The organism is Natronorubrum halophilum (genome assembly GCF_003670115.1).
In the GTDB taxonomy this organism is placed as follows: domain Archaea; phylum Halobacteriota; class Halobacteria; order Halobacteriales; family Natrialbaceae; genus Natronorubrum; species Natronorubrum halophilum.
Window position 1 is genome coordinate 1 of sequence record NZ_QQTY01000002.1, and the last position, 24058, is coordinate 24058.

Below are 24058 nucleotides of genomic sequence, written 5' to 3' on the forward strand. Positions count from 1 at the left end.
GCCACAGCGGCGGGGTTCCTCCCGTACCCATCCCGAACACGGAAGATAAGCCCGCCTGCGTTACGGGGAGTACTGGAGTGCGCGAGCCTCTGGGAAAGCCGTTTCGCCGCCTCCACTCATACCTCGACACCATCGTCGAGAACCGATACTGGTCTGGCGGCGGTTCGATTCCGCCGGTCGGCATTACAGCGGCCACAGCGGCGGGGTTCCTCCCGTACCCATCCCGAACACGGAAGATAAGCCCGCCTGCGTTACGGGGAGTACTGGAGTGCGCGAGCCTCTGGGAAAGCCGTTTCGCCGCTCCTATTCATACTTCACATCGCAGAGCAACTGCTATTTCCAATTCCAGAGGCAATCTCTTATCAGAGAACGGCTCACTACAGTACAAGTCTTTATCGGAGTAAGATCGCAACTGCTCAAGATAGCGGTTATCTCGAGGTCAGAAGACGACGGAAACTGAGTCGGTACACGCGGTCGTCAGATCGGGGTACCTACTGCGCAGTACTTTCGTACCGGCTTCGCTGTGCCGGTCGACCGGTTCCGGACGCTCGATCAGTGACGACGAGGCTTCCGCGAGATCGGAGCGATCGGGGTTACGACTGTTTTACCGGCACTGTTCCGGTCGTTCCGGGATCTGCTGTGCCGTTAGTAACTCCTCATCTTCGATCACGACGATCAGGATGTCGCTTTCTTCAACCTCGTCGAGTTGCGACCGCGGCGTCACATGTTGATCGACGAGCTCGCACTCTTTCTCGAGCAAGAGGACGACGTGTTCGCCGTCGACGATTCGATCGACGACGGCAATGTACCGCGTTGCATCCTCCGGGACGTCTTCGAGCGCCCTCCCGTTCGACCGGCGGTAATTGTCGCCCGCTCGAGTCTCGAGACGTCCGGTGCGGGCACCGGCAACTGCCGACGCGGCTATCGTCGCCGTTCCCAGCGAACCGAGTGTTTGCAGGACTGTTCGTCGCGATGGCCGCTTGCGTTGCGACATGCCCCCCTTGGCCGCGGTATTCCTCATAAAGGTACGGACAAGTGTCGAACGGGTGGTGAATACTTGAAAGTAGACACCTCCACTTAATAATAAGAAATAATTCATACTGGCCCAGATATCCTGTGGGAACTCGAAAACCGGGATAGGGCGTTTCCAAATGGCTTTCAATCAACTGTGACTATACCTGCGGACCTTTTTGGAAAATCAACACATGAGCGAGTAATATACTATTACTGGCGGGAGAGAGGCTTCTGAAACCCTGTTGGATTGGCGGTCCAATATAGGTGGATAACCATTATGTTTGATCTTTATCTATCACAGACATCAGACATATCGTAATATTATCGTCCGTCTGTACGCGTGGTCTCGTACGCTGAGCCACCTCGTCATCGTGACGGTAGTAACGTGGCAGAGTTCACGTGGTCCGTAGTCGCCTCTTCAGTCGATCACGTCTTCCGCTCGAGACGGACCGTCTCGCGTCCCGGGTTCTGATTCCGTAGGCTGAAACCGATCGCCTTCCGGACGGGGCCAGTTGTTTCGGCTACTGAAATCGTTCGGATCGCTGGCGGACGCGGAACTCGTAACCAGCGCTACGAAACCGGATTTTCAGTAACCCATAACAGACGTACTCTTGTTACACATTGTGGCACTGTTCGTGTTCACAGCGGTATCATCCCTCGAGCGTGCCCTCTGTGGTATCACACTCGCAGCCACCCGCTTCGAGCAGTTTAACCACGTCGTACTGGGTTTGACACTCTTCACAGACGACCTGGACGCTCGTGAGCACGTGATGAGAGCCGAGTTCGAGTCGGTCGGTCTCTCGGAGTCGGGCGAGCTTACTCTCGGTTACCGCGACGGTTCGCTGGCGGAGTCCTTCGATGGCTCGGCGTTCCGTCATCCGAACCTCGTCGTCGGTCGTCTCCGGTAACGATGCGTTTCGGTACCCCGTGAGATACGATCGAATTGCACCGTAGGAGACGAACTCGTCGGTCAGCGTCTCGACGTCGACTCCCGCCCGCTCGAGCCGGCGTCTGGCCTGTAGCTGCTCGCCGCGACTACCCGTTTCCGTACGGAGCAGGTCGTACAGGTACCCGACGTCTTCGGTGATCGTATCGACACCTGCGTCCTCGAGTGCGGTCCTGACGAGTCGCTCGTTGAACGACTCGGCGAGCGTTCGGAGGCTCTTTCGGTTCTCGGGATGGGTCCACTGGGCCTCGAGCTCGTCGCCGACGCCATCGAGTTCGTATTTCTCGAGTAGTCGTGCGACTTTCGGTCTCGGTCCCGGACCCGTATTCCGCTCGTCCATTGGTCGTGGATTCTCGAGAGCGGTGGAAAGCCGTTTCGGTGCTCGGACGGGATCGTTTCACCATTCGAACTCGCGTTCTCTCGGTTGGAATCGCTGTGGACGACTGTTGGTCCGAGCTATCGCCGATCGAACCGGGGTACGTCGTACTCACGTGCGGTTTCGCAGATGACGATCTTGCGGCGGCGGTTCCGTTCGCCATCGGAAACTGTTGTTCGGCGTGCTCTCGCAGTTCGGTATTCGAACTGTGGTGTCTCGGACGGGTAGAACACTGTCGATCACTCAGCTGGTCGGAAACTCGGAGAAAACCCGTACCACCCTTCTCCGACTGTATCAGCTGTAGGCGAGCGTGACTCTGATCTCGCCCGCTTTGTCCCAGAGCCGGTCCGGCAGTTCGTCGTGAATGAACTCGCCGTTGAACCGGCTCGCCGGTCCGAACACGCCCAGCGAGCCGAGGAGTTCGTCGTCGGGCGTATAGACGGGGACGGCCACCCCGGAGAGACCGTCCATGTGTTCTTGCTCGTTTAGGGCGTAGCCGCGTTCGCGGATCCGATCCAGGTCCTCGTACAGCGCGTCGGGGTCCGTTATCGTGTTGCTCGTGAACGATTCGAGGCCCTTTTCGTCGATGAAGTCGGCGACCCGCCCTTCGTCCCACTCCGCGAGGATCGCCTTTCCCGAGGCGAGCGAGTGAAGGGGTCGCCGTTTGCCGATCATCGTATCGGAGAGGCTGCCGTAGCGGTGGATGTAGACGCCTTCGTACTCCTCTTCGACGATAAACACCGCTCGCTCGTCGGTCTCCTGGCCGAGTTCGAACACCTTCCGCTTTGCAGCCGTGTACCCTGTCTTCCGATTGCGAGCCCGTTCGCTGATCTCGAGCAGTCGGAACCCGATGTAGTAGTTGTCGTCGCGTTTGATCACGTACCCCATGTCGGTCAGCGTCGTGAGGTGCCGATAAACGGTGCTCTTACTGAGGTCCGTTCGTCGCGTGAGATCCGTGATCGTCACCCCCTCTTCGGCTTTGAGGGCCTCGAGGATCTCGAACGTCTTGCGTGTCGTCGAGACGCCCGCGCCGGTTCCGTCTTCGCGATCGGTGCTCATACGTGATCATGCGGGACCGTCACAATCAATGTTCCGGATAGTAAAACGAAATCGCGGCTATGCGGAACAGGCTCGATATCGACCGTGATCCGTCCGGGAGTGTTTCGGTATACGGGACGACACGAATCGGCTCCGAACCGCTCGAGGCGGTGGCGACTGCCGGCTCCCGTTCGCGTCTCGAACGAGGACCGTCGACACCCCGTGGCGGCGTTACTCGTATGCTGGAATGCCGGTGAACTCCTCGCCGAGGACGAGGGTGTGAATGTCGTGGGTACCCTCGTAGGTGTAGACCGTCTCGAGGTTAGCCATGTGGCGCATCGGCGAGTAGTCGGTGGTGATGCCGTTGCCGCCGAGCATTTCGCGAGCGATCCGCGACTGGTTGCGCGCCATACGAACGTTGTTCCGTTTCGCCATCGAGACGTGCTGCGGGCGCATCTCGCCGCGTTCTTTGAGTTCGGCGAGTCGATAGGCCAGTAGCTGAGCCAGCGTGATCTGGGTCCCCATCTCCGCGAGTTTACGCTGTTGAAGCTGGAATCGACTGATTGGGCCGCCGAACTGGTCCCGATCGTTCGCGTACTGACGGGCCTCCTCGAAGCAGTCTCGAGCGGCACCGACGGCCCCCCAGGCGATTCCGTAGCGAGCCTGGGTGAGACAGGAGAGCGGCCCCTTCATGCTGGAGACGCCCGGAAGCACGTTCTCCTCGGGGACGCGGACGTTATTCAGGCCGATTTCACCCGTGATCGAGGCTCGCAGCGAGAGCTTCTCGGTGATCTTGTTCGTCGAGACGCCGTCGCGGTCGGTTTCGACGAGGAAGCCGCGGACGGGGTCGTCGTCGGCCGAGCGGTCGCGCGCCCAGACGATCGCGACGTCCGCGATCGGCGAGTTCGTGATCCACGTCTTCGAACCGTTCAGGACGTAGCCGTCGTCGTCGCGCTCGGCGTAGGTCTCCATCGCCGTCGGGTTCGAACCGTGTTCGGGTTCGGTCAGTCCGAAACATCCGATCGTCTCGCCCGTTCCCATCTCCGGTAACCACTCGTCTTTCTGTTCCTCGCTCCCGTAGGCGTGGATGGGATACATGACGAGCGCCCCCTGTACCGACGCCATCGAACGCAGCCCCGAGTCGCCGGCCTCGAGTTCCTGCATCAGGAGGCCGTAGGCGGTCTCGGAAACGTTCGGCGACCCGTACCCCTCGAGGTTCGGTGCGTAAAAGCCCATTTCTCCCATCTTCGGGATGAGTTCCTTCGGGAACGTCCCGTTCTCGAAGTGCTCGCCGATGTCAGGTTTGACATGTTCCTCGACGAACTCCCGGGCCGTGTCCCGAATCATGCGCTCTTCCTGATCGAGATCCGCCTCGAGTTGAACGAAATCCAACATAGGTGATAGTCTGCTAACGGCACAATAGGCATTGCGGTACCTGTTGGGGATCGAATACACGACTGACAGCAATCTCGCGAAAAGTAATCGATCGCCGGTCACGACGCGATAGCGACACTACTTCGTCGGTATCCGACTTTCCTTCTCTCCCAAATATTTGCACCGGTGTCGCCGGCCGTCCGTAACGTCCCGTGAGAACACAGTGAACATATAATGAGTGGTACACGGAACAGAAGTATTATACGGGGTACGTATGTATCGTGTTGTCATGGTGAGCGAACCTAGCGCCAGTAGTAGCGGGAAGACTCGTCGATCGTTCCTTGCGGCAACCGGCGTCGGAACCGCTTTGGCACTCGCAGGATGTACCGGTAGCAACGGTGAGACGACCGTTCGAATGCGCACGTCGACGTCGGAGACGACGGCCTACGGCGCCAATCAGGGAATCGCGGACGCGGTCAACGACCAATCTGACGACCTCTTCGTCGAGGCACAGACGAGTCAGGGGACTGAAGCGAACCTCGGCGCGCTCAATAACGAGGAAGCCGAGATGGTGTACATCCAGAACTGGTCGGCACAGGAGGTCCGAGAGGGTGCCGACAGCTTCGCCGAACTCGAGTTCGAAATGACGCAGGTGTTTCACTTCTACGACCTGCCGTGGTTTTTCATCACCGACGAGGACCTCGAGACGCTGTCGGATATCGAATCCGGCATGACGGTCTCGCCGACGCCGGAAGGCTCCGGAACCGCGCCGGCCCTCGAGCGCGCGCTCGAACACGCAGTCGATGACTACGACCGCGGGAGTGCGACCTACGGCGAACAGGGCAACCAGATGAACGAGAACCAACTCGATGTCGGCGTAGGAACGCTGATGAACTTCGGCATCGTGCCCGGGTGGCTCGATGAAATCGCCGGTTCAGTCGACGACCTTCGCGTGCTCGATATCTCGGACGAAACCGCCGAGGCCTGGGCGGGAGACGATCGGATTCTCGATCAGACCGTCGACACCGGGGTGATCGATAACGCGGACACGCCCGGAGAGATTCCCGCGCCCACGTTCGCATACAACTTCATCGCCCGCAACGACCTCGACCGGGATACGGTCTACAACTTCCTCGAGGCGATGTACGCCCAGCGCGAGGAACTCGGGGAGTATCACGCCGTCCTGGGGACCTTCGAAGACGAGGCGTTCTGGGTGGACAACATGTACGACGACGTCCCGTTCCACGAGGGTGCAGCCGACTTCTACGAGGACAACGACATGTGGAGCGACGACTTCGTGCGGGCTGACGAGTAAGCACCGATGTCAGCTATCAGTCGACGTTCCGACCGCGGTCTTCCGTTGCGGGTGCTCGGGTGGGCTGTCTACTGGCTCGGCGTCTCGTTGACGCTGTATACCGTCGGGTACGCCGCGTTGCTCCTCGTCGGGTGGCCGTCGGCGCTCGAGTGGCTCCATCCGACGCCGACGTGGTTGAATCGGGTCGAGGCGTACGTGATCATCTTCTTCGGGATGGGGGTGGCGCTGTACTACCTCGAGTACGCACACGAGCGACTCTCGCAGAGAACGGATGAGTGGACGAGGGATGCCACCGGCGAACGACCGACGGACGAGGTGACACGAGCGTCGGACGCGCCGCGGCAAGCGGCGGCGGAGAACGACTCCTCGAGCGGCCTCGAGTACGTCGAGGACGTCTACGCTCGGATCGATCCGTACGTCGCCGTCGCGTTCGCCGCGGCGGCGCTCGTTGCGACGGGGTACGTCTACACCAACTTCGGCCGACTCGAGAGTGACGCGTTTATCGTCGGCTACGATTCGACGGATCACCTCGTCGGCGTGGTGTTGATCGCGCTCGCGATCGACTCGACCCGACGGGCGTTCGGTGCCGTCATCGCAGCCGTCGCCGTCGGTTCGATCGGCTACGCGCACTCGGCGGTCGGCCAACAGCTGTTCGGCGTCTTCCGCCACTCCGGAATGAACTGGGAACAGATCGCCGAAAACGGCGCGGTGAGTATTAGCGGCGTGTACGACAGTACGCTGATGGGCATCGGCTCGACGTGGGTCGCGATCTTCATCATGTTCGCCGGTATCGCCAAGGCCTACGGCCTCATGGATTTCGTCCGGACGGTCGGAAGCGAACTCGGCTCGAGCCTTCGGACGGGCGTCGTCCAGATCGCCGTGATCTCGAGTATGATCATGGGGTCGATCACCGGCAGCGCTGCCGCCAACACCGCGACGACCGGCAGCTTCACCATCCCGATGATCAAAGATCAGGGCGTTCGCGACGACGTCGCCGCCTCGATCGAGGCGGTCGCCTCCGCGGGCGGCCAGATGCTCCCGCCCGTGATGGGCGTCGCGGCGTTCTTGATGGTCGACATTATCGGGGTTCCCTATCTCGAGATCGTGCGGGCAGGTATTATCCCCGCGGCACTGTTCTACTGTAGCGTCTGCGTCGCCGTTCACTTTACGATCCTCAAGTTCGGCTGGACCTCGAGCGAGCTATCGCCGTTCGACTGGCGGCTCCTCCTCCGCGGGACTCACTTTGCGATCCCGATGGGCGTCCTGCTGTACACGCTCGTCTACCTGCAGTACACCCCGCTCACGGCAGGGATGTACACGATAGTGGCGATCATCGCCGTGATGTACGTCCGGAACGTCTGCGTCGACGTCTTGCACGTCGGAACGGGGAACGACGCGCGAGACACCGGCGGTGAAAGCGTCTCGGTCGGTGCGATCGGTCGGAACGTCCTCGCGACGACCAGACAAACCCTCGACGGCTTCAAGCAGGGCGGCCTCGAGATGGCGCCGCTCGTCGGCGTCCTCGCGGCGATGGGTGTGATCGTCGAACTGCTCGAGGGGACCGGGTTGACCGGGCGGGTTGCGACGACCATTATCGGCGTGAGCGACGTGACCGTCCTCGGCTTCGGGGGCGGCCTCTTGCTCGTGTTGGCCCTCGCGATGATCGCCAGCGTCCTGTTCGGCCTGGGGATGCCGACGCCCGCAGCGTACATCCTCGTCGCCATTCTGATCGCCAAGCCGGTCACCGAGATGGGTGTTCCCACGATCACGACGCACATGTTCGTGTTCTACTTCGCGATGCTGTCGGCGATCACGCCGCCGGTCGCAATCTCGGTCGCGATCGGTTCGCGCATCGCCGGCGCGAGTTTCATGCGCGCCTGCGTTCAGGCGCTCCGTCTCGGCGCTCCGGGATTCGTTATCCCCTACGCCTTCGTCGCGAACAACAGCCTCATCTACTGGTCACGGGAGACGATGATCGCGTTCCCCGTCGTTCTCGCCGGGACGATCGGACTGATCGTTGCGACGATCGGGTTCGACGGGGCGAGGCGACTCTCGTACCCGGTTCGCGGGCTCTACGTCGTCGCCGCGTTCGCGGCGATGTTCGGGGCGTACGTCCACGTCGCCGTCCAGATCGTCGCCGGGGCCGCTATCCTCGGCGTGTTGGGATACGCTCGATTCGTCGTCGGCTACCAGAACGTCGACTCGACGACCGAGACCGATGCGGCGATGGTCGACTGATTCCTCCGTTCTCGTCTTCATCTCGGTGAACGCCGATCCCGTTTCGGTTCGCGCGTTCGGTTCGGAACTGTGAGTAACAACATTTTACTACTGTTCATCCGACTCGTAGATACTGTATGACCAATCTCGTGCGGAACGTTTCCGAGACCGTCGAATCGACGCCCGATTCGGTCGCTATCGCGGACGATGACACCGAACTGAGCTACGAGGCGTTCTGGGAGCGGGCCGGGCGGTTCGCCCGGGCACTTGCGGACCGCGGTATCGGCGCTGACGATCGAGTCGCGATCTATCTGCCGAATCTCCCGCAGTTCGTGACGGCGTTTCATGGCGCGCTTCGGGCGGGTGGAATCGTCGTCCCGATGAATCCGCAGTACAAGGCCCGCGAGATCGCTCACCTGCTTTCCGACAGCGGTGCCAGGGCCGTGGTCACGCTGTCGGAAAACGTCTCGGCGGTTTCCGATGTGCTCGAGGAAACGGCGGTCGAACGGGTCATCAGCGTGGGTCCGGACACGGACGGAGCAACCGATTTCGAGGACTTCCTCGCCGACGACACCCTCGAGATCGTCGACCGCGCTGACGACGATATCGCCGTCCAACCCTACACGAGCGGGACGACGGGCACGCCGAAGGGCGTCCTGCTCACGCACGACAACCTCGCGTGGACGGCCAACGCTAACTCCGATCTCATCGGGGGGATCGAACCCGACGACAAACTCATCGGAACCCTGCCGCTCTTTCACATCTACGGCATGTCCGTCGTGATGAACGGCGCGCTGTTCAACGGCGCAGCGTACTATCCCGTCCCCGAATGGGACGCTACGGCGGTCATGGAAACGATCGAATCTGAACGCATCACTGTCATGTTCGGCGTGCCGGCGATGTTCAACGACATGGTCAACCATCCCGAGGCCGAAACCTACGACCTCTCCTCGCTGCGATTCGTCAATTCAGGGGGCTCGAGTCTCCCGATGGACGTCCTCGAGCGCTTCGAGGAGACCTTCGGGCCGGCCCTCTACGAGGGGTACGGGCTGACGGAGACGAGTCCGACGACGCACGCGAACGCGCCGGGTGCCCGTCGAAAGGGCAGCATCGGGAAGCCCTTCGACGGGATGGACGCGAAGGTCGTCGATGGTGAGTTCGCCGAGATTCCGCGCGTCAAGGAGGGACCGATCGACGAAGGCGAGGTCGACCTCGCCGAGACCACCGGAGAACTCGTCGTCTCCGGCCCGAACGTAATGGCTGGCTACTACGGGCTGCCGGAAGCGGACGAGGAAGCCTTCACCGAGGCCGATGGCAAAACGTGGTTCCACACCGGGGATATCGGCTACTGGGACGAAGATGACTTCTTCTACGTCGTCGACCGCGAGAAGCACATGATCGTCACCGGCGGCTACAACGTCTATCCGCGCGAGGTCGAGGAGTTGCTCTTCGAGCACGAGGATATCGCGGACGCCGCGGTCGTCGGCGTCCCTGACGAGCGTCGGGGCGAGACCGTCAAGGCGCTGGTCGTGCCGACACCGGACGCCGAAATCGCGCCCGAGGATATCAGGGAGTACTGCCTCGACAACGTGGCGGCGTACAAGCACCCCCGCGAGGTTCAGTTCGTCGACGAACTCCCGCGGACGACGACTGGGAAGGTCCAGAAGTTCAAAATTAGTGGCGAGTAGCCGCCGTCGGAACGGCGGAATTTCGTATCGGAACGCGACGAACCCGTGCGTTCGTCGGGAGAAGGCCCTCCACGCCGCCGGAACTAAGATGGCCGTAGCCGAAATGATCGGCCCCGCTTTCCGGAAAACGCTACCGAAGCCCGAAAACGCCGCTCCTCGAAAGTACTGTCTGCAACACTACTTTACAATGGTAGCATAACACTACCGATCCGTTGTAACTGTTGAATATATCGAAGCTGTTTTGGTACCCCCACGTAATCACTATCTATGGCATTCACGCTGTCCGCCGAGCACGACGCAATTCGCGAGGCCGTTCGCGAGTTCGGGGAAAACGAAATGGCCCCGGTCGCGGAGGAACACGACCGCGAGACCAAGTATCCCGAAGACATTCGCCGGAAGGCCGCCGAGTACGACTTCGTCGCGCCGAGCATTCCGCTCGAGTACGGCGGTGCCGGCATGGACAAAATCTCGAGTACGATCGTCACCGAGGAGCTCTGGCGGGCGGATCCCGGTATCGGCTCCGCCGTCGGCAGCGCCGGTTTCGGGACGAACATGATCATCGAGTTCGGCGACGAGTGGATGAAAGAGGAGTGGCTTCCCAAGGTCGCAAACGGAGAGACGGCCTCCTGTTCGATGATCTCGGAGCCCGCCCACGGCTCGAACGTCGCCGGGATCGAGACGGTGGCTTCCGAGGACGGCGACGAGTACGTCTTGAACGGCAACAAGATGTGGATCACCAACGGCACCGTCGCCGACGTCGGCGTCCTGATGGCCAAGACCAGTCCCGACGAGGGCCACCGCGGCATCACCGCCTTCCTCGTCGAGATGGACCGCGACGGTATTTCGACCGAGAAGATCGACAACAAACTCGGCATTCGCGCCTCCGACCTCGCCGAGGTCATCATCGACGACGTTCGCATTCCGGCGGAGAACGTCATCGGTGAGGTCGACGAGGGCTTCTACCAGCTGATGGAGTTCTTCGCCTCCGGGCGAACCAGCGTCGCCGCCCAGGCCGTCGGTGCCGCCCAAGGTGCCCTCGACGCCGCGATCGAGTACGCCAACGAGCGCGAGCAGTTCGACCGGAAGATCAAGGAGTTCCAGGCGATCGAGCACAAACTCGCCGAGATGGCGACCAAGGTCGAGGCCGCCCGATCGCTGACCTACCGAGCCGCGTCGGAGGTCGAGAACAACAACCAGGACGTCGCCGCGCAGTACTCAAGCATGGCGAAGCTGTTCGCGAGCGAAATCTCGGTCGAAGTCGCCGATGAGGGCGTCCAGGTCCACGGCGGCTCGGGCTACGTGACGGACTACCCCGCCGAGCGCTACTACCGCGACGCCCGGATCACGAAGATCTACGAGGGCACCAGCGAGATTCAAAAGAACATCATCGCCGACCAGATCCTCTAGTTCGGATCGTCACGCCGGCGCTCCAGCTTTCCTCGCCGGACGGTACCCGCCCCCCTCGCTCCCGCTCGAGCGGCATCTCTGCCGGCAGCCGATACCGACGGGCTCGAGCCGCGACCGGCCGGCTATCGCTCGGGCACTCGAAGCTCGATCGCTGCGCCCTGGCCGTAGCCGACGCACATCGTCGAGAGGCCGAGCCCGCCGCCCCGGCGCTGTAGTTCGTGGATCAGCGAGACCGGCAGGCGAGCGCCGGAGGCACCCAGCGGGTGACCGATGGCGATCGCGCCGCCGTTGACGTTGAACACGTCGTCGTCGAAGCCGAGTTCGTCCTGACAGTACAGCGTCTGACTGGCGAACGCCTCGTTGAGCTCCACGAGGTCGTAGTCCTCGCTCGAGCGACCGTTGCGTTCCCAGATGCCCCGAACGGCGGGGATTGGTCCGATCCCCATGACCGTGGGATCGACGCCGGCGACGTTGTGATCCTCGAGTTCGGCCATGATCTCGAGGCCTCCCGCTTCCGCGAACGCGCTGCTCGTGATCAGGACGCCGGCAGCGCCGTCGGAGATCTGCGAGGCGTTGGCGGCGGTGACGGTGCCGTCCTCCTCGAAAGCCGGCGGGAGATCGGAAATCTTCTCTTTCGTGGTGCCGGGACGCAGGCCCTCGTCTCGCTCTACGAGTCCGTCATCGTCGACGGCTTCTTCTCGCGGGCCCCGCCCGCCCGAACGGTCCGCAGAGCGTTGCTCCGCGCTATCGCCGTCTGCACGGTGCGTCTCCGACGCACCGCTGGTTTCGATCGGGACGATTTCGTCGTCGAACTTCCCCGCTTCCGTCGCTTCGACCGCGCGTTGCTGGCTGCGCGCACCGTAGGCGTCCTGGCGCTCGCGGGAGATGTCGTGCTCTCGAGCGACCGTTTCGGCGGTCTGACCCATCGCGAGCCCGGCCGCGTCGTACTGTTCTGCGATGCCGCCGTAGGAGTCGATTCCCTTCCGGCGCTCGTTGCGGGACATGTTCTCGACGCCGCCGGCGATAATCACGTCGCGCTGGCCCGCCCGGATGGCGTCGCTGGCGCTCATGATCGCCTCGGCGGAGGAGGCACAGAGCCGGTCGATCGTCGTCCCCGGGACGTTTTCTCCGAGATCGGAGAGCAAGGCGATGACGCGGGCGATGTTGTTGCTCTGCTCGTTGACCTGCTTCGCACAGCCCCACCGAACGTCGTCGACGTCGTCGCCGGTGAGGCCGGTTCGCTCGAGCATCTCGTCGATGAGCGGGACCGAGAGTTCCTCGCTGCCGGTTTCGGCGAAGACGCCGCCGTGTTTGCCCTGTGGAGTTCTGACTGCCTGGACGATGACTGGTTGCTGGTCGCTCATCGGTACCGATTGTCTCTCTACAGGAGGTAAAGAAACTCCGTTCTTCGCGTCTGGTCGCCTCGACGAATAATGCGAATTGTTCACACGGGTGATGCTATTTCTATTAACTCGGCGAAACGCCGTCGAATCGAACGGGTTGCTCGCGCCGGCAACGAAAAACTCCTCGACCTCCCCAACCGATTCGCTCGCTCCACTCGCTCATCCCTCGCGATTCGAGCCGCGACAGCCGCCGTCGCGGCTCAGCGCGCCAGCAGTGCTGCCATCGCGGTTCAGCACGCCAGCAGTGCCGCCATCGTGGCTCAGCGCGGCCAACGATCCCCCATCCACGGCTGCTCCGGCACCCGGTATCTCGTTCGATCGAACGGTGGCACCCGTCTCGAGAGAGGAACGTTTTTGATCGCGACTGGAGTCGACACACACATGCAAATCGCAGTGCTCGGAGCCGGAAGCATGGGACACGGAATCGCACAGGTGTCCGCGATGGCGGGCCACGACGTGGTCCTGCGGGACATCGAGGAAGAGTTCGTCGAGGACGGTCTCGAGGGGATTCGCGCCAATCTCCAGGGTGGCGTCGACCGAGACAAGATTTCCGAAGACGAGATGGCGGCGACCTTAGAGCGCATCGAGGGGACGACGAACCTCGCAGGAGCGGTCGAAGACGCCGACCTGGTCGTCGAGGCGGTGCCCGAGGACATGGACCTGAAGAAAGCGGTCTTCGCGGACGTCGAGGACGCCGCGGACGAGGAGACGGTTATCGCCTCGAACACCTCCTCGCTGTCGGTGACGGAGATGGCCAGCGCGCTCGAGCACCCTGAGCGGGCCGTCGGCCTCCATTTCTTCAACCCGCCGCACATCATGGATCTGGTGGAAATCGTCATCGCCGAGCAGACGGACGAACGGACCGAGACGTTCGCCGTGGACTACGTCCGGGGTATCGAGAAGGAGGACGTCGTCGTCCGCGACACGGCCGGCTTCGCGACCTCGCGACTTGGCCTCGCGCTCGGTCTCGAGGCGATCCGGATGGTCGAGCAGGGCGTCGCCAGCCCGGCCGACATCGACGAGGGAATGTCGATCGGCTACGGGCATCCGATGGGGCCCCTCGAGTTGACCGATCACGTCGGACTCGACGTGCGCCTGCACATCGCAGAACACCTCCGCGAGGAACTCGGCGAGCGATTCAGGCCGCCCCAGTCCCTGCGCCGGAAGGTCCGGGCGGGCAATCTCGGCATAAAAAGCGGTGAAGGCTACTACGTCTGGGAGGACGGCGAACGCGTCGGCATGAGTGGCGACTGGGGCGACGACTGAACTCGCGGCGACGCCGTTATGAGCCTGGCGTCCTCGGGGCGAGCTTTCGCAACCTCTACAAATTTATCTAGAAACGGTCTATTCTACCAAACACTCGAGAATTTGATAACGACTTCGGCCGCTCTACCGTGTGCCGAGCAGCCGTCGAAGCCGTCGCGTACACCTCGCCTTTTCAGTTCGCGCGGACCGACTGCTGGCTGCTCTTTCGGCTATGCCGTGCGGTTTAGTGTTCGAGCCCAGTTTCACGGCGATCCGGCGGGTCTCGAGACCGTTCGTCGCTGCGCGGGACCGAAGAATGACCCTAACTAGTTAGACACGTCGCTTGTTGCGTGAGCGCTGCTACACACTGATACCGTCCGAATCGACGGACGGTGGCCCCGGGGGCGCACGTGGAAAAACCGACGGGGCCGTTTTTCACTCGATCACCACCGGTTTCCCGTCCACGTGCCATTCGGCGCACTCGAGATACGCTCGGGAGCGCCCCAACCCATAATATATAATTCATAGACACTTGTCTGTTATTTTCCCGAATCGGCACGCGTTGCTCGCGGTTCGACCCGTTCGGACGGGAGAACTGTCAGCCGGCCTGATACCGGGCGAGCGGCTGGCCGTCGAAAAACGGGACAGGAAGGTCGACAATGCCGACGCTTTTAGCCACCAGTGCGTAAGGAGGAGGTATGTCTCTGGAGCCGAGCGCCGATCCGGCTGCCGACCGACGCGCGAACTACGACTATCAGAGCGACGACGTCGATCGTCCGGCGCTGGTCGACGACCTCGAGCGCCTCGTCGACTGCGACGTTCGTGCCGACTCCTACTCTCGCGAGCTGTACGCTACGGACGCGAGCCCCTACGAGATGACGCCGATCGCCGTCGTCTTCCCGCGGTCGACGGCCGACGTCGTCGGCGTCGTCGAGTACTGTGCGGAGCGCGAGATTCCGGTCCTCCCGCGCGGCGGCGGAACGAGCCTCGCCGGGCAGTCGGTCAACCGCGCCGTCGTCCTGGACTTTACGCGTCACCTGAACGAGATCCTCGAGATCGATCCCGATGGCCGAACGGCGACGGTCCAGCCCGGAACGATCCTCGGAAGCTTGAACAACGCGCTCGCTTCCCACGAGCTAAAGTTCGCGCCCGACCCCGCGTGGGGTGACAAGAGCGCCATCGGCGGGGCGATCGGGAACAACTCGACGGGTGCACACTCGTTGAAGTACGGGAAAACCGACGCCTACATCGAGGAGTGCGAGGTCGTCCTCGCCGACGGCTCCATCGCCGAGTTCGGCGAGGTTACGCTCGAGGAAATCGTCGAACGCGCCGACCCCGACGGCGACCTCGAGAGGCGGATCTACGCCGAAGTCGAGCGCATCATCGCGGAGGACGCGGACCGGATCGCGGAGACGTATCCGGATCTCAAGCGCAACGTTTCCGGCTACAATCTCGACCGGCTCGTCGCCGAGGTCCGCGGCGAGGAACTGCCCGGCGGTGAGGACACCGGCGAGCCCGGAACCGTTAACCTCGCGCGCCTGCTCGCCGGCAGCGAAGGCACGCTCGCGATCGTCACCGAAGCGACAGTGGCACTCGAACCCGTTCCGAACACGAAAGCGGTCTCGTTGCTGTGCTATGCGGACCTTCACGAGGCGATGCGCGACGTCGCGCCGATCCTCGAACACGAACCCGCCGCGGTCGAGGTGTTAGACGACGTGCTCATCGACCTCGCCCGCGACACCGCGGAGTTCGGTCCCGTTACGGAGATGCTCCCCGACGGGACCAACGCCGTGTTGCTGGTCGAGTTCTACGCCGAGGACGAAGCCCACGGAGCGGAGCAGGTCGCCGGATTGCTCGCCGATCGACTGCCGTCGGCGACGTCCGCCGGCGACGCTCCCGGGGATGCGCCGCGAAGCGACGCGGAGACGCTCGCGCTCGAGGCCCTCGAGGCGTACGAGAAAGAAGAGCGCGCGAAGCTCTGGAAGCTCCGGAAGTCCGGGCTCCCGATCTTGCTCTCGCGAACTACCGACGAGAAGCACATCTCGTTCATCGAGGACACCGCGATCCCGCCGGCGCAGCTACCGACGTTCGTCGAGCGCTTCGAGGAGATCCTCGAGGACCACGGTACGTACGCCAGCTTCTACGCCCACGCGGGCCCCGGCGTGCTCCACATCCGCCCGCTGGTGAACACGAAGACCGACGTCGGACTGGACCAACTCTACGGTATCGCCGACGACGTCACCGACCTCGTCGTCGAGCTGGGGGGCTCCGTCTCGGGCGAACACGGCGACGGCCGCGCTCGCACCCAGTGGAATCGGAAGCTCTACGGCGACGATCTCTGGCAGTCCTTCCAGGACCTGAAGACGGCGTTCGATCCCGACTGGATCCTGAACCCGGGACAGGTCGTCTTCCGCGGGGACGCCTCCGCGAGCGAGGCGAGCGGAGGCTCGTCACGGGTTTCCCGTGACGGTGAGTCGACCGACCTGCGAGAGCACCTGCGATTCGATCCCGACTACGAGTTCGAGGCGGGCTTCGAGCCGAAACTCGAGTGGCAAAACGACAACGGGATGCAGGGAATGGTCGAACTCTGCCACGGCTGTGGCGGCTGTCGCGGCGAGCAGGAGACGACCGGCGGCGTGATGTGTCCGACCTACCGGGCGAGCCGCGAGGAGATCACGGCCACCCGCGGCCGCGCGAACGGGCTTCGGCAGGCGATGAGCGGCGACCTCGAGCCCGGAGAGGCCTTTTCCGACGAGTTCGTCGAGGAGGTGATGGGGCTGTGTATCGGCTGCAAGGGCTGTGCCATCGACTGTCCGAGCGAGGTCGACATGGCAAAGCTCAAAGCCGAGGTGACCCACGAGTACCACCAGCGAAACGGCTCGACGCTTCGCGATCGCCTCTTTGCGAACGTCGCGGAACTCTCAAAATGGGGTTCACGACTCGCACCGTTCTCGAACGCCGCGTCGAAGCTGCCGGGTGCGCGCACGTTCCTCGAGGCCACGATCGGTATCGGCTCGGACCGCCCGTTGCCGACGTTCCACGCGATCACGTTCCGTGACTGGTTCGAGCGGCGAGGCGACACGGCGGCCTCGGAAAACCGGACGGCGGAGCCGCGAACGGGGCGCGGCGGCGCTCGGGTCAGCGAGCGCGAGGCGGACCACAAGGTCGTGCTCTATCCCGACACCTACACCAACCACAACCACCCCGAGGCCGGAAAGGCCGCCGTTCGGGTGCTCGAGGCCGCGAACGTTCACGTTACGATCCCCGACGAACTGGGCGATACGGGACGGCCGGCGTTCTCGAAGGGCTTTCTCGAGCAGGCGAGAGAGACCGCCCGCAAGAACGTCAGGAACCTCGCGCCGCTCGTCGAAGACGGCTGGGACGTGGTCGTCATCGAACCCTCCGATGCGGTCATGTTGCAGTCGGACTACCTCGACCTTCTCTCCGACGAGTCGGCCGAACGCCTCGCCGGTTCGACGTACGGCGTCTGCGAGTACATCGACACGTTCAGACTCGACGAGACGATCGCGTTCGATCCCGAGGCGGCCGACCAGCACCTCACGTACCACGGACACTGCCACCAGAAGGCGACGCGAAAGGACCATCACGCTGTCGGCGTTCTGCGGCGCGCGGGGTACGCCGTCGATCCGCTCGACTCCGGCTGCTGCGGAATGGCCGGCAGCTTCGGATACGAGGCCGAACACGCCTCGATGAGCGACGGGATCGCCTCGATCCTGTACGAACAGGTCGACGACAGCGAGGGCGAGCGCGTCGTCGCTCCCGGTGCCTCCTGTCGGACCCAACTCGAGGGCCGCCCCGGCGCGGACGAGGAGCCGCCGACGCCGATCGAGTTCGTCGACGCGGCGCTCGAGTGAGCGGGACCGCCCATCGGCCGTTTTCCACCGTCGTCACCCGTCGCTCCGGCTGACACGGAGCGGTTGGCGCGTCTCGTACGTGAGCACGCGCCAGAGCCACTCCATCGGACCGAACCGGAAGTACCGCAGCCAGAGTACCGACAGCGGAATCTGCACCGCCCAGATGGCCACGACGACGCCGAGCGCCTCGACTCGAGTCGTCTGCCCGAACAGTCCGAGTCCGTGGCCGTAGAAAATCGACGTGGCGAGTCCCGTCTGCAGGATGTAGTTGCTGAAGGCGGTCCGACCGACGGCGGCCAGCGATCGGGTCAGAACCCCGTCGGGACGCCGCTGACAGTACCACATCACCATTCCGACGTACGCGACGGCGAGGGGAACGCTCCCCCAGTAGTTGAACTGTCGCCAAAACAGCGCCGTCCCGATCCCCCAGTCGCTCGCCTGAACGTACCAGACGCCGGCGAGAATCACGGCGAGCCCGCTGGCGGCCCCGAACCCGATCAGCCGGCGGTAGAACCGCGGGGGACGATCGTTCGTCAGTACGCCCCACTTGAACAGCGCCATCCCGAGGAGCATGGATCCGCCCACGCGCCAGACGGTGTATCCGAGGAACCCCGTGGTCTGTCGCTGGAACGCCGTCGGGATCCGGTGCCCCATCTGGTCTCCCCACCCGCTACGGTACGTCTCGACCTCGGTCCGGAGCGCCGTCTCGGGCGGTTGCCACGTACTCGCAATCGCGGACGGATCCAGCGTGAGTCCCGCCAGAATCTCGACGACGGAGGGGAACGCCAGCAGGCCGACTCCGAAGAGCACCAGCCTCCGCGGCGTATAGTCGCGAAGGAAGACGACGCCGAACGCACATAGGCCGTACGCGACGAGAATGTCGCCGTACCACAGCAGGTAGGCGTGTCCGAGGCCGAAGACGACGAGCCAACCGGACCGCCGACCGTACAATCTGAGCGCGGACCGCCCGCTCTTCTCGGCGCTCCGGATGAACAACAGGACGCTCCCGCCGAACAAAAACGTAAACACCGTGATGAACTTCTGCTCCGCAAAGACGTGGCCGACGAACCAGGCCCAGTAGTTTACACCGGTCAAATCACCGTATATCGTCGGATTGGTGAGGACCGATCCGGGCATCGAAAACACCCGAACGTTGACCACCAGGATTCCGAGGAGTGCGACCCCTCGAAGCGCGTCGAGGGCGACGATACGTTCCGACGGCGGCGTTGGACCGTTCTCAGAACTCATGAACCGTGCTCCAGTTCGAAACCGCGTATCCTCGGCAGTTCATCGCTCAGTTATCCTCCAGCGTGGCCGCCGAAAAGCGGTGTTACCCGCCTTCCGCACTCCGTTTCGATCACCCGATGCGGGCGAGTACGGATCGAGAGTCGCTTTCAGTGTCCAACCAGTTCCTCGTACTGTGCGCCCGTCTGCTTCAGCGTCGCCGTCGAGTAGAGTCGCTCGTGATCGACGGGGAGGTACTCCGAAGCCAGTTCGTCGATCCGTTCGTCGACGGCCGCGGAATCGCGACCGTGAATCATCGTAAACAGGTTGTACGACCAGCCTCGAGCGGGTCGGCGGGGCCGGTGATAACAGAGCGTGACGTACGGTAATCCGCCCGCGCGTTCCCCCCAGTCGTCGAGGTTCTCGTCGGGGACGTCCCAGACGACCATACAGTTCGAGTCGAAGCCGGTGACGACGTGGTTCACGACGCAGCCGATACGCTTGATACAGCCGGCCCTCGCGAGGCGTTCGATTCCCTCGAGAACCCGCTCGACGTCCGCCTCGAGTTGCTCGGCGATATCTCGGTAGGGCGTTTTCGAGAGCGGGAACCCGTTTTGAATCGCGAGCAGGAGGTCGGCCTCGAACGCGGACAGATCGCCGGTCGCTTCCTCGCTGATTCGGGTCGCCGAGGCGTCGGTTCCCCCGCCCCGCGGCTGGCTCACGGGTTTCCCGCCTGCCGGCCCGTTCGAACGGGTCGCGGAACGGAGCTCCGCGTCGTTCGTTGCTGGCGCGAGGCCGGGCGTTGCGCTCTCACGGGCGAATCGATCCGCGTTCACCACGGGGAACTCGAGGTCGATGTAGTAATCCGTCAGCATCGGCAGGTCGAGCACCGCACAGCCGGTTCGGCGTTCGATCTCCGCGAGGATCTTCTCCCGCGTCTCCCGCGAGCCGGCGGTGACGACGAACCACATGTTCCACTCGTGGTCGCGGGCGTAGTTGTGATTGACCTGCCGGTACTCGTTGATGACCGCCGCGACCTCGTCGAAGCGATCCGCCGGAGCCTGTACCGCGGCGAGCGTCGACGAGCCGATCACCGGCGGGTTGAGGACCGCTCCGAACCGGCGGACGATGCCCGCCTCGTGGAGGCGTCGAACGCGCTCGAGCGCGTCGGCCTCGTCGGTGCCGAGCGCAGAGCCGATGCCCCTGAAGGGACGCTCTTCGATTGGCACGCCGCTCTGGTAGCTATCGATAAGGACCGCGTCGACATCGTCGATGTGTTCGCGCCAATCCCCCGAACGGGTGCTCATTGGTTGCCCTAGGTGGAAGGCTACCGTATGGCTTTCGGGTCCGGTCGACCGCACTCGAACGCTCACTTCCGTCGATCGGTCGCCCAGTCGATCGCGATCAGTCCGAGGACGACCGCGAGCATGGCGATCAACGAGCCGAACGAACCGGCCCAGCCGAACGCGTCGGCGAGGAAGCCGACGACGATCGATCCCAGCGAGGCGACGATCATGTAGACGGTGCGGACGAGGCCGAAGCCGACGCTCTGTTCGTCCGCGGAGAGGTGGTCCATAAACCGGGGGAGGACGGCGGCTCCCCAGCCCATACTCGTTCCGAACAGCGCGATTCCCGCGAGGACGAGCGCGAACCGGGAGGCGACGACGAGCAGGCCGAGGCCGAGTATCCCGGTCGCCGCACAGAGTGCGATCGCGAGGTCCCGACCGAACCGATCGGAGAACTTCCCGACGCCGATCTGGAGGACGCCCTGAACGATGAAGTACGCCGCGAACAGGGCGCCGGCCGTCGTCGAAGCGTAGCCGTGATACTCGACGAAGAACGTCGGCAGGAACGACGCGATCCCCTGCCAGGTGAAGTCGAAGATGATCGCGATGACGCCCGTGTAGACGATCTGGGGCCGCGAGAGCAGCTCCACCATCGGCGCGAGCTCCACCCGGTCGCGAATCCGCATCTCGGGCCGGCGCGGCGTCGTCGGTCGGACGCGTCGTGCGAACAGGACGAAAATCGGGACGGAGATCGCGGCCGTGATCGCGACGGCCGGCCGCCAGCCGTACCGGACCGCGATCCAGGAGACGGCGACCGGCGTGAGCAGCCCCGCGGCCGGCGCGCCGGCGTTGTGGATGCCGATCGCCGTCCCGATATCGTCGTAGGTGCGCGTGAGCAGCGCCGTCGCGACGCTGTAGTGGAGACCGGACGCGGCACCGACGAGGATCGCTCCGACGACGAAGACCGCGAAGTGGGGGGCGACGACGATCAGGAGGCTCGTCGCGCCGGTGCCGCCGATAGACGCCAGGATGACGAGGCGTTCGCCGTACCGATCCGCAAGCACCCCGCTCGGATACTGGCCGAGCGCGTAGGCGAGCCACATGCCCGTCATCGCCAGGCCGACGACCGTATTGGTGACGTCGAACTCGGCGGTGATCGCCGGGACGACGGGGCTCACCGCCAGCCGGCCGACCATCGATACGAAGAACGCGAGCGTACAGAGCGCCAACACCGTGTCTCGATATCGCCACGCCATGCTATCCGACTCAGGGGACGTTCGAACGCTCCGTCGCGAGGGCGGTATAGTTGTCGATGCCGGCGATACTGTACGGACGGCTCGCCCGAACCCGGTGTGAACCGTCCGCCTCGCGGTCGATCGTCGCTTTCTCGATCGACAGTTTCAAACCGGGCAACTGCAAGATCGTGGTTCGAATCGATGATCTCCGATTGAATTGTCCGGTTCATCGCCGCCGACACTACCGGAAACGGGAGGCTTTTGGACGCCCCCTCCCAACCGACACGCATGGCGCAGGCATCCCAGGAGTTCGGTGAGTGGCCGCTCAAGCGGCTGATGACGGCAGTTATCGGCTCCGGCCCCAAGTCCGCCGACGACATGTCCCGCGAGCAGGCTCGAGAGGCCTTCCAGCGAATTCTGGCGGGCGAGCCCGACGAAACGACCCTCGGCGCGTTCTGGCTGGCGAACCGCTGGAAGCGCAACAACCCCGAGGAGCTGGCGGCGTACACCGACGTCATGCTCGAGGAATCGGTCGTAACCGCCGAGCCGGACGCCGATCCGGTGGACTGCGGGGCGAACTACGACGGCAAGCACAGCTCGGCCGTCCTCGGCGTCGGTGCCGGTCTCGTGGCTGCCGCCGCGGGAACCCCCGTCGTCGTCCACTCCGGCGACCGCGTTCCCACCCAGAAAGCGACGGCGTACAAACACGTCCTCGACGACCTCGGCGTTCGGACGGACCTCGAGCCGACCGAGAGCGCCGACATGGTCGACGAGACCGGCTTCGGCTTCTACTACCAGCCCGCGTTCAACCCCGGGATTCAGGACCTCTACGAGCGACGCGACCAGATGGGCGTCCGCACGTTCGTCAACACCATCGAGACCGTCGCCAACCCCGCGAACGCCGACGTTCACCTCGGCTCGTTCTACCACCTCGCGTTCGCGAAGAAGATGACCGACCTGCTCAAAGGGAGCGAGCGCCTCGAGTTCTCCCGTGCCATCTTCTTCCAGGGAATGGAGGGCTACGACGACATCCGGCCCGGCTACACGAAGGTGGCCGAGTGGGATGCGGACGACGGAACCGGCGAGGAGTCCTTCGAGGACTACGAGATCGAGACCGCCGAGTACGGCATGGAGATGGAAAGCGAGGACCTCGCGGTCGACGACGTCACCGCCGACTCCGCCTCGATCACGGCGGACGTGCTGTCCGGCGAGCGCGACGACCACTTCGCCGACGCCATCGCGCTCAACGGCGCGTTCCGGATGTACGCCAGACAGGACGTCGACAGTCTCGAGGACGGACTCGAGCAGGCTCGAGCGGTTATCGCGGACGGGAGTGCCGAGGCGGTGCTCGAGGACCTTCGCGCGTTCTGAGACGGCCACCGGTTCACTCGTCGGTTTCGGCTACGGCATCGATCGCACGGTGATATAGCGCCGAATGCCGGATGATTCTCGTCCCGGGTGTCGCTTGCTTTTGCGACCGTATTCGACCCGCTCACAGCACCTGCCGGCAGCTGCGGGTCCGGACAATCCCTTCCAATGTTTGAAAATAGGACCACTTCGCCAAACGGAGTTGTGGTGAGTGTTGAAAATGATGAACGACTTTATGTGGTCCCCGTCCGATACCGCGAGTATGCGACTGGAAGACAAGACCGTCGTTATCACGGGTGCGGCAGCGGGAATCGGCGAGGAGACGGCGAAGCGGTGCGCCGAGGAGGGCGCACGCGTCGTCGTCACGGACGTCGACACGTCGGGTGGCGAGGGGACCGTCGCCGACGTCGAGGACGCCGGCGGTGAGGCCGAATTTCACGAACTCGACGTCACCGACAGCGAGCGATTCGACGCCGTCGTCGAGACAGTCGCCGACGAGTACGGCGTCGACGTGATGATCAACAACGCCGGCACCGGCCATCCCGGGGGCAGCCTCGAGGATCTCGACGACGATATCCGCGACTTCGTGATCGACGTCAACATCAAGGGCGTCTGGAACGGCTGTGCGGCCGCCCTGCCACACATGAAAGAACGGGGCCACGGCTCCATCGTCAACGTCGGTTCGCTGGCGAGCATCCTCGGCCTCCCGAAGCAGGCCGCCTACTCGACGACCAAGGCTGCCGTCCTGAACATGACCCGAACGATCGCCGCGGAGGCGGGTCCCTACGGCGTCCGCGCCAACGCCGTCTGCCCCGGCTTCACCGAGACCCAGATGCTCGACCAGTACCTCGAGAAACGGGACGATCCCGAGAAGGCACGGCAGGCGATGGCCGAGCAGTACCCGCTCGAGCGACTCGGAAAGCCTGAAGAGATCGCGAACGCGATTCTGTTCCTCGCGAGCGAGGACGCCTCCTTCGTCAGCGGCCACGGACTGGTCGTCGACGGCGGGTTTTCGGCCTAGTCGGACCGACTCGTCGACGCTCGGCG

The 24058-nt window shown here is 63.6% G+C and carries 17 protein-coding genes and 2 rRNA genes; 10 read left to right on the top strand and 9 right to left on the bottom strand.

The window, feature by feature from the left end:
• Together rrf (DWB23_RS06070) and rrf (DWB23_RS06075) are read left to right on the top strand one after the other, a co-directional pair.
• A 5S ribosomal RNA gene (rrf, locus tag DWB23_RS06070) occupies window positions 1-115 on the top strand; the annotation flags it as partial.
• Between the two features lie 69 nt (window positions 116-184).
• Window positions 185-306 (top strand): 5S ribosomal RNA (rrf, locus tag DWB23_RS06075).
• A gap of 298 nt (window positions 307-604) precedes the next feature.
• On the opposite strand, the gene DWB23_RS06080 is transcribed toward rrf (DWB23_RS06075), so the two are convergent.
• The 4 genes from DWB23_RS06080 to DWB23_RS06095 form a co-directional block, all read right to left on the bottom strand.
• Entirely contained in the window at window positions 605-994 is a 390-nt protein-coding gene (locus DWB23_RS06080) for a hypothetical protein (protein WP_121741951.1), read from the bottom strand.
• A 670-nt stretch (window positions 995-1664) separates the two neighbouring features.
• Complete coding sequence (rdfA, locus tag DWB23_RS06085) at window positions 1665-2300, bottom strand: rod-determining factor RdfA (RefSeq protein ID WP_121741952.1); 636 nt, start codon at window positions 2298-2300, stop codon at window positions 1665-1667.
• Window positions 2301-2630: 330 nt separating this feature from the next.
• Entirely contained in the window at window positions 2631-3395 is a 765-nt protein-coding gene (locus DWB23_RS06090) for an IclR family transcriptional regulator (protein ID WP_121741953.1), read from the bottom strand.
• 210 nt (window positions 3396-3605) lie between these two features.
• Complete coding sequence (locus DWB23_RS06095) at window positions 3606-4769, bottom strand: acyl-CoA dehydrogenase family protein (protein WP_121741954.1); 1164 nt, start codon at window positions 4767-4769, stop codon at window positions 3606-3608.
• 268 nt (window positions 4770-5037) lie between these two features.
• Here DWB23_RS06095 and DWB23_RS06100 point away from each other — a divergent pair, with 268 nt between their 5' ends.
• The 4 genes from DWB23_RS06100 to DWB23_RS06115 all read left to right on the top strand — a co-directional run bounded on the left by DWB23_RS06100 (window position 5038) and on the right by DWB23_RS06115 (window position 11375).
• Entirely contained in the window at window positions 5038-6063 is a 1026-nt protein-coding gene (locus DWB23_RS06100; RefSeq protein WP_121741955.1) for a TAXI family TRAP transporter solute-binding subunit, read from the top strand.
• A 6-nt stretch (window positions 6064-6069) separates the two neighbouring features.
• Window positions 6070-8301, top strand: a complete 2232-nt coding sequence (locus DWB23_RS06105) for a TRAP transporter permease (protein WP_121741956.1) — start codon at window positions 6070-6072, stop codon at window positions 8299-8301.
• A gap of 116 nt (window positions 8302-8417) precedes the next feature.
• A complete protein-coding gene (locus DWB23_RS06110; protein WP_121741957.1) occupies window positions 8418-9968 on the top strand; it encodes a long-chain-fatty-acid--CoA ligase in 1551 nt (516 codons plus the stop codon).
• Window positions 9969-10235: 267 nt separating this feature from the next.
• Window positions 10236-11375, top strand: a complete 1140-nt coding sequence (locus tag DWB23_RS06115; RefSeq protein WP_121741958.1) for an acyl-CoA dehydrogenase family protein — start codon at window positions 10236-10238, stop codon at window positions 11373-11375.
• A 122-nt stretch (window positions 11376-11497) separates the two neighbouring features.
• Here DWB23_RS06115 and DWB23_RS06120 read toward each other — a convergent pair whose 3' ends face one another.
• Window positions 11498-12739 (bottom strand): thiolase family protein, encoded by a 1242-nt coding sequence (locus DWB23_RS06120; RefSeq protein ID WP_121741959.1) that lies wholly within the window; start codon window positions 12737-12739, stop codon window positions 11498-11500.
• Between the two features lie 420 nt (window positions 12740-13159).
• Here DWB23_RS06120 and DWB23_RS06125 point away from each other — a divergent pair, with 420 nt between their 5' ends.
• Both DWB23_RS06125 and DWB23_RS06130 read left to right on the top strand, forming a co-directional pair.
• Entirely contained in the window at window positions 13160-14044 is an 885-nt protein-coding gene (locus DWB23_RS06125; protein ID WP_121743022.1) for a 3-hydroxyacyl-CoA dehydrogenase family protein, read from the top strand.
• 677 nt (window positions 14045-14721) lie between these two features.
• Window positions 14722-17898, top strand: coding sequence for an FAD-binding and (Fe-S)-binding domain-containing protein (locus DWB23_RS06130; protein ID WP_121741960.1), 3177 nt, complete (start codon window positions 14722-14724; stop codon window positions 17896-17898).
• Between the two features lie 33 nt (window positions 17899-17931).
• Here the strand turns inward: DWB23_RS06130 and DWB23_RS06135 are convergent, their stop codons facing one another.
• The 4 genes from DWB23_RS06135 to DWB23_RS22910 all read right to left on the bottom strand — a co-directional run bounded on the left by DWB23_RS06135 (window position 17932) and on the right by DWB23_RS22910 (window position 21812).
• Window positions 17932-19146 carry a DUF418 domain-containing protein gene (locus DWB23_RS06135; protein WP_121741961.1) on the bottom strand — a complete coding sequence of 405 codons (1215 nt, stop codon included), beginning with the start codon at window positions 19144-19146 and terminating at the stop codon, window positions 17932-17934.
• Window positions 19147-19292: 146 nt separating this feature from the next.
• Complete coding sequence (gene ahbB, locus DWB23_RS06140) at window positions 19293-20429, bottom strand: siroheme decarboxylase subunit beta (RefSeq protein WP_121741962.1); 1137 nt, start codon at window positions 20427-20429, stop codon at window positions 19293-19295.
• A 62-nt stretch (window positions 20430-20491) separates the two neighbouring features.
• Entirely contained in the window at window positions 20492-21664 is a 1173-nt protein-coding gene (locus DWB23_RS06145) for an MFS transporter (RefSeq protein WP_121741963.1), read from the bottom strand.
• 10 nt (window positions 21665-21674) lie between these two features.
• Window positions 21675-21812 (bottom strand): hypothetical protein, encoded by a 138-nt coding sequence (locus DWB23_RS22910; protein WP_162989762.1) that lies wholly within the window; start codon window positions 21810-21812, stop codon window positions 21675-21677.
• A 119-nt stretch (window positions 21813-21931) separates the two neighbouring features.
• On the opposite strand from DWB23_RS22910, the gene DWB23_RS06150 reads away from it, so the two are divergent.
• Together DWB23_RS06150 and DWB23_RS06155 are read left to right on the top strand one after the other, a co-directional pair.
• Window positions 21932-23014 carry an anthranilate phosphoribosyltransferase gene (locus tag DWB23_RS06150; RefSeq protein ID WP_121741964.1) on the top strand — a complete coding sequence of 361 codons (1083 nt, stop codon included), beginning with the start codon at window positions 21932-21934 and terminating at the stop codon, window positions 23012-23014.
• 259 nt (window positions 23015-23273) lie between these two features.
• Entirely contained in the window at window positions 23274-24032 is a 759-nt protein-coding gene (locus DWB23_RS06155) for an SDR family NAD(P)-dependent oxidoreductase (RefSeq protein ID WP_121743023.1), read from the top strand.
• Window positions 24033-24058: the final 26 nt, after the last annotated feature.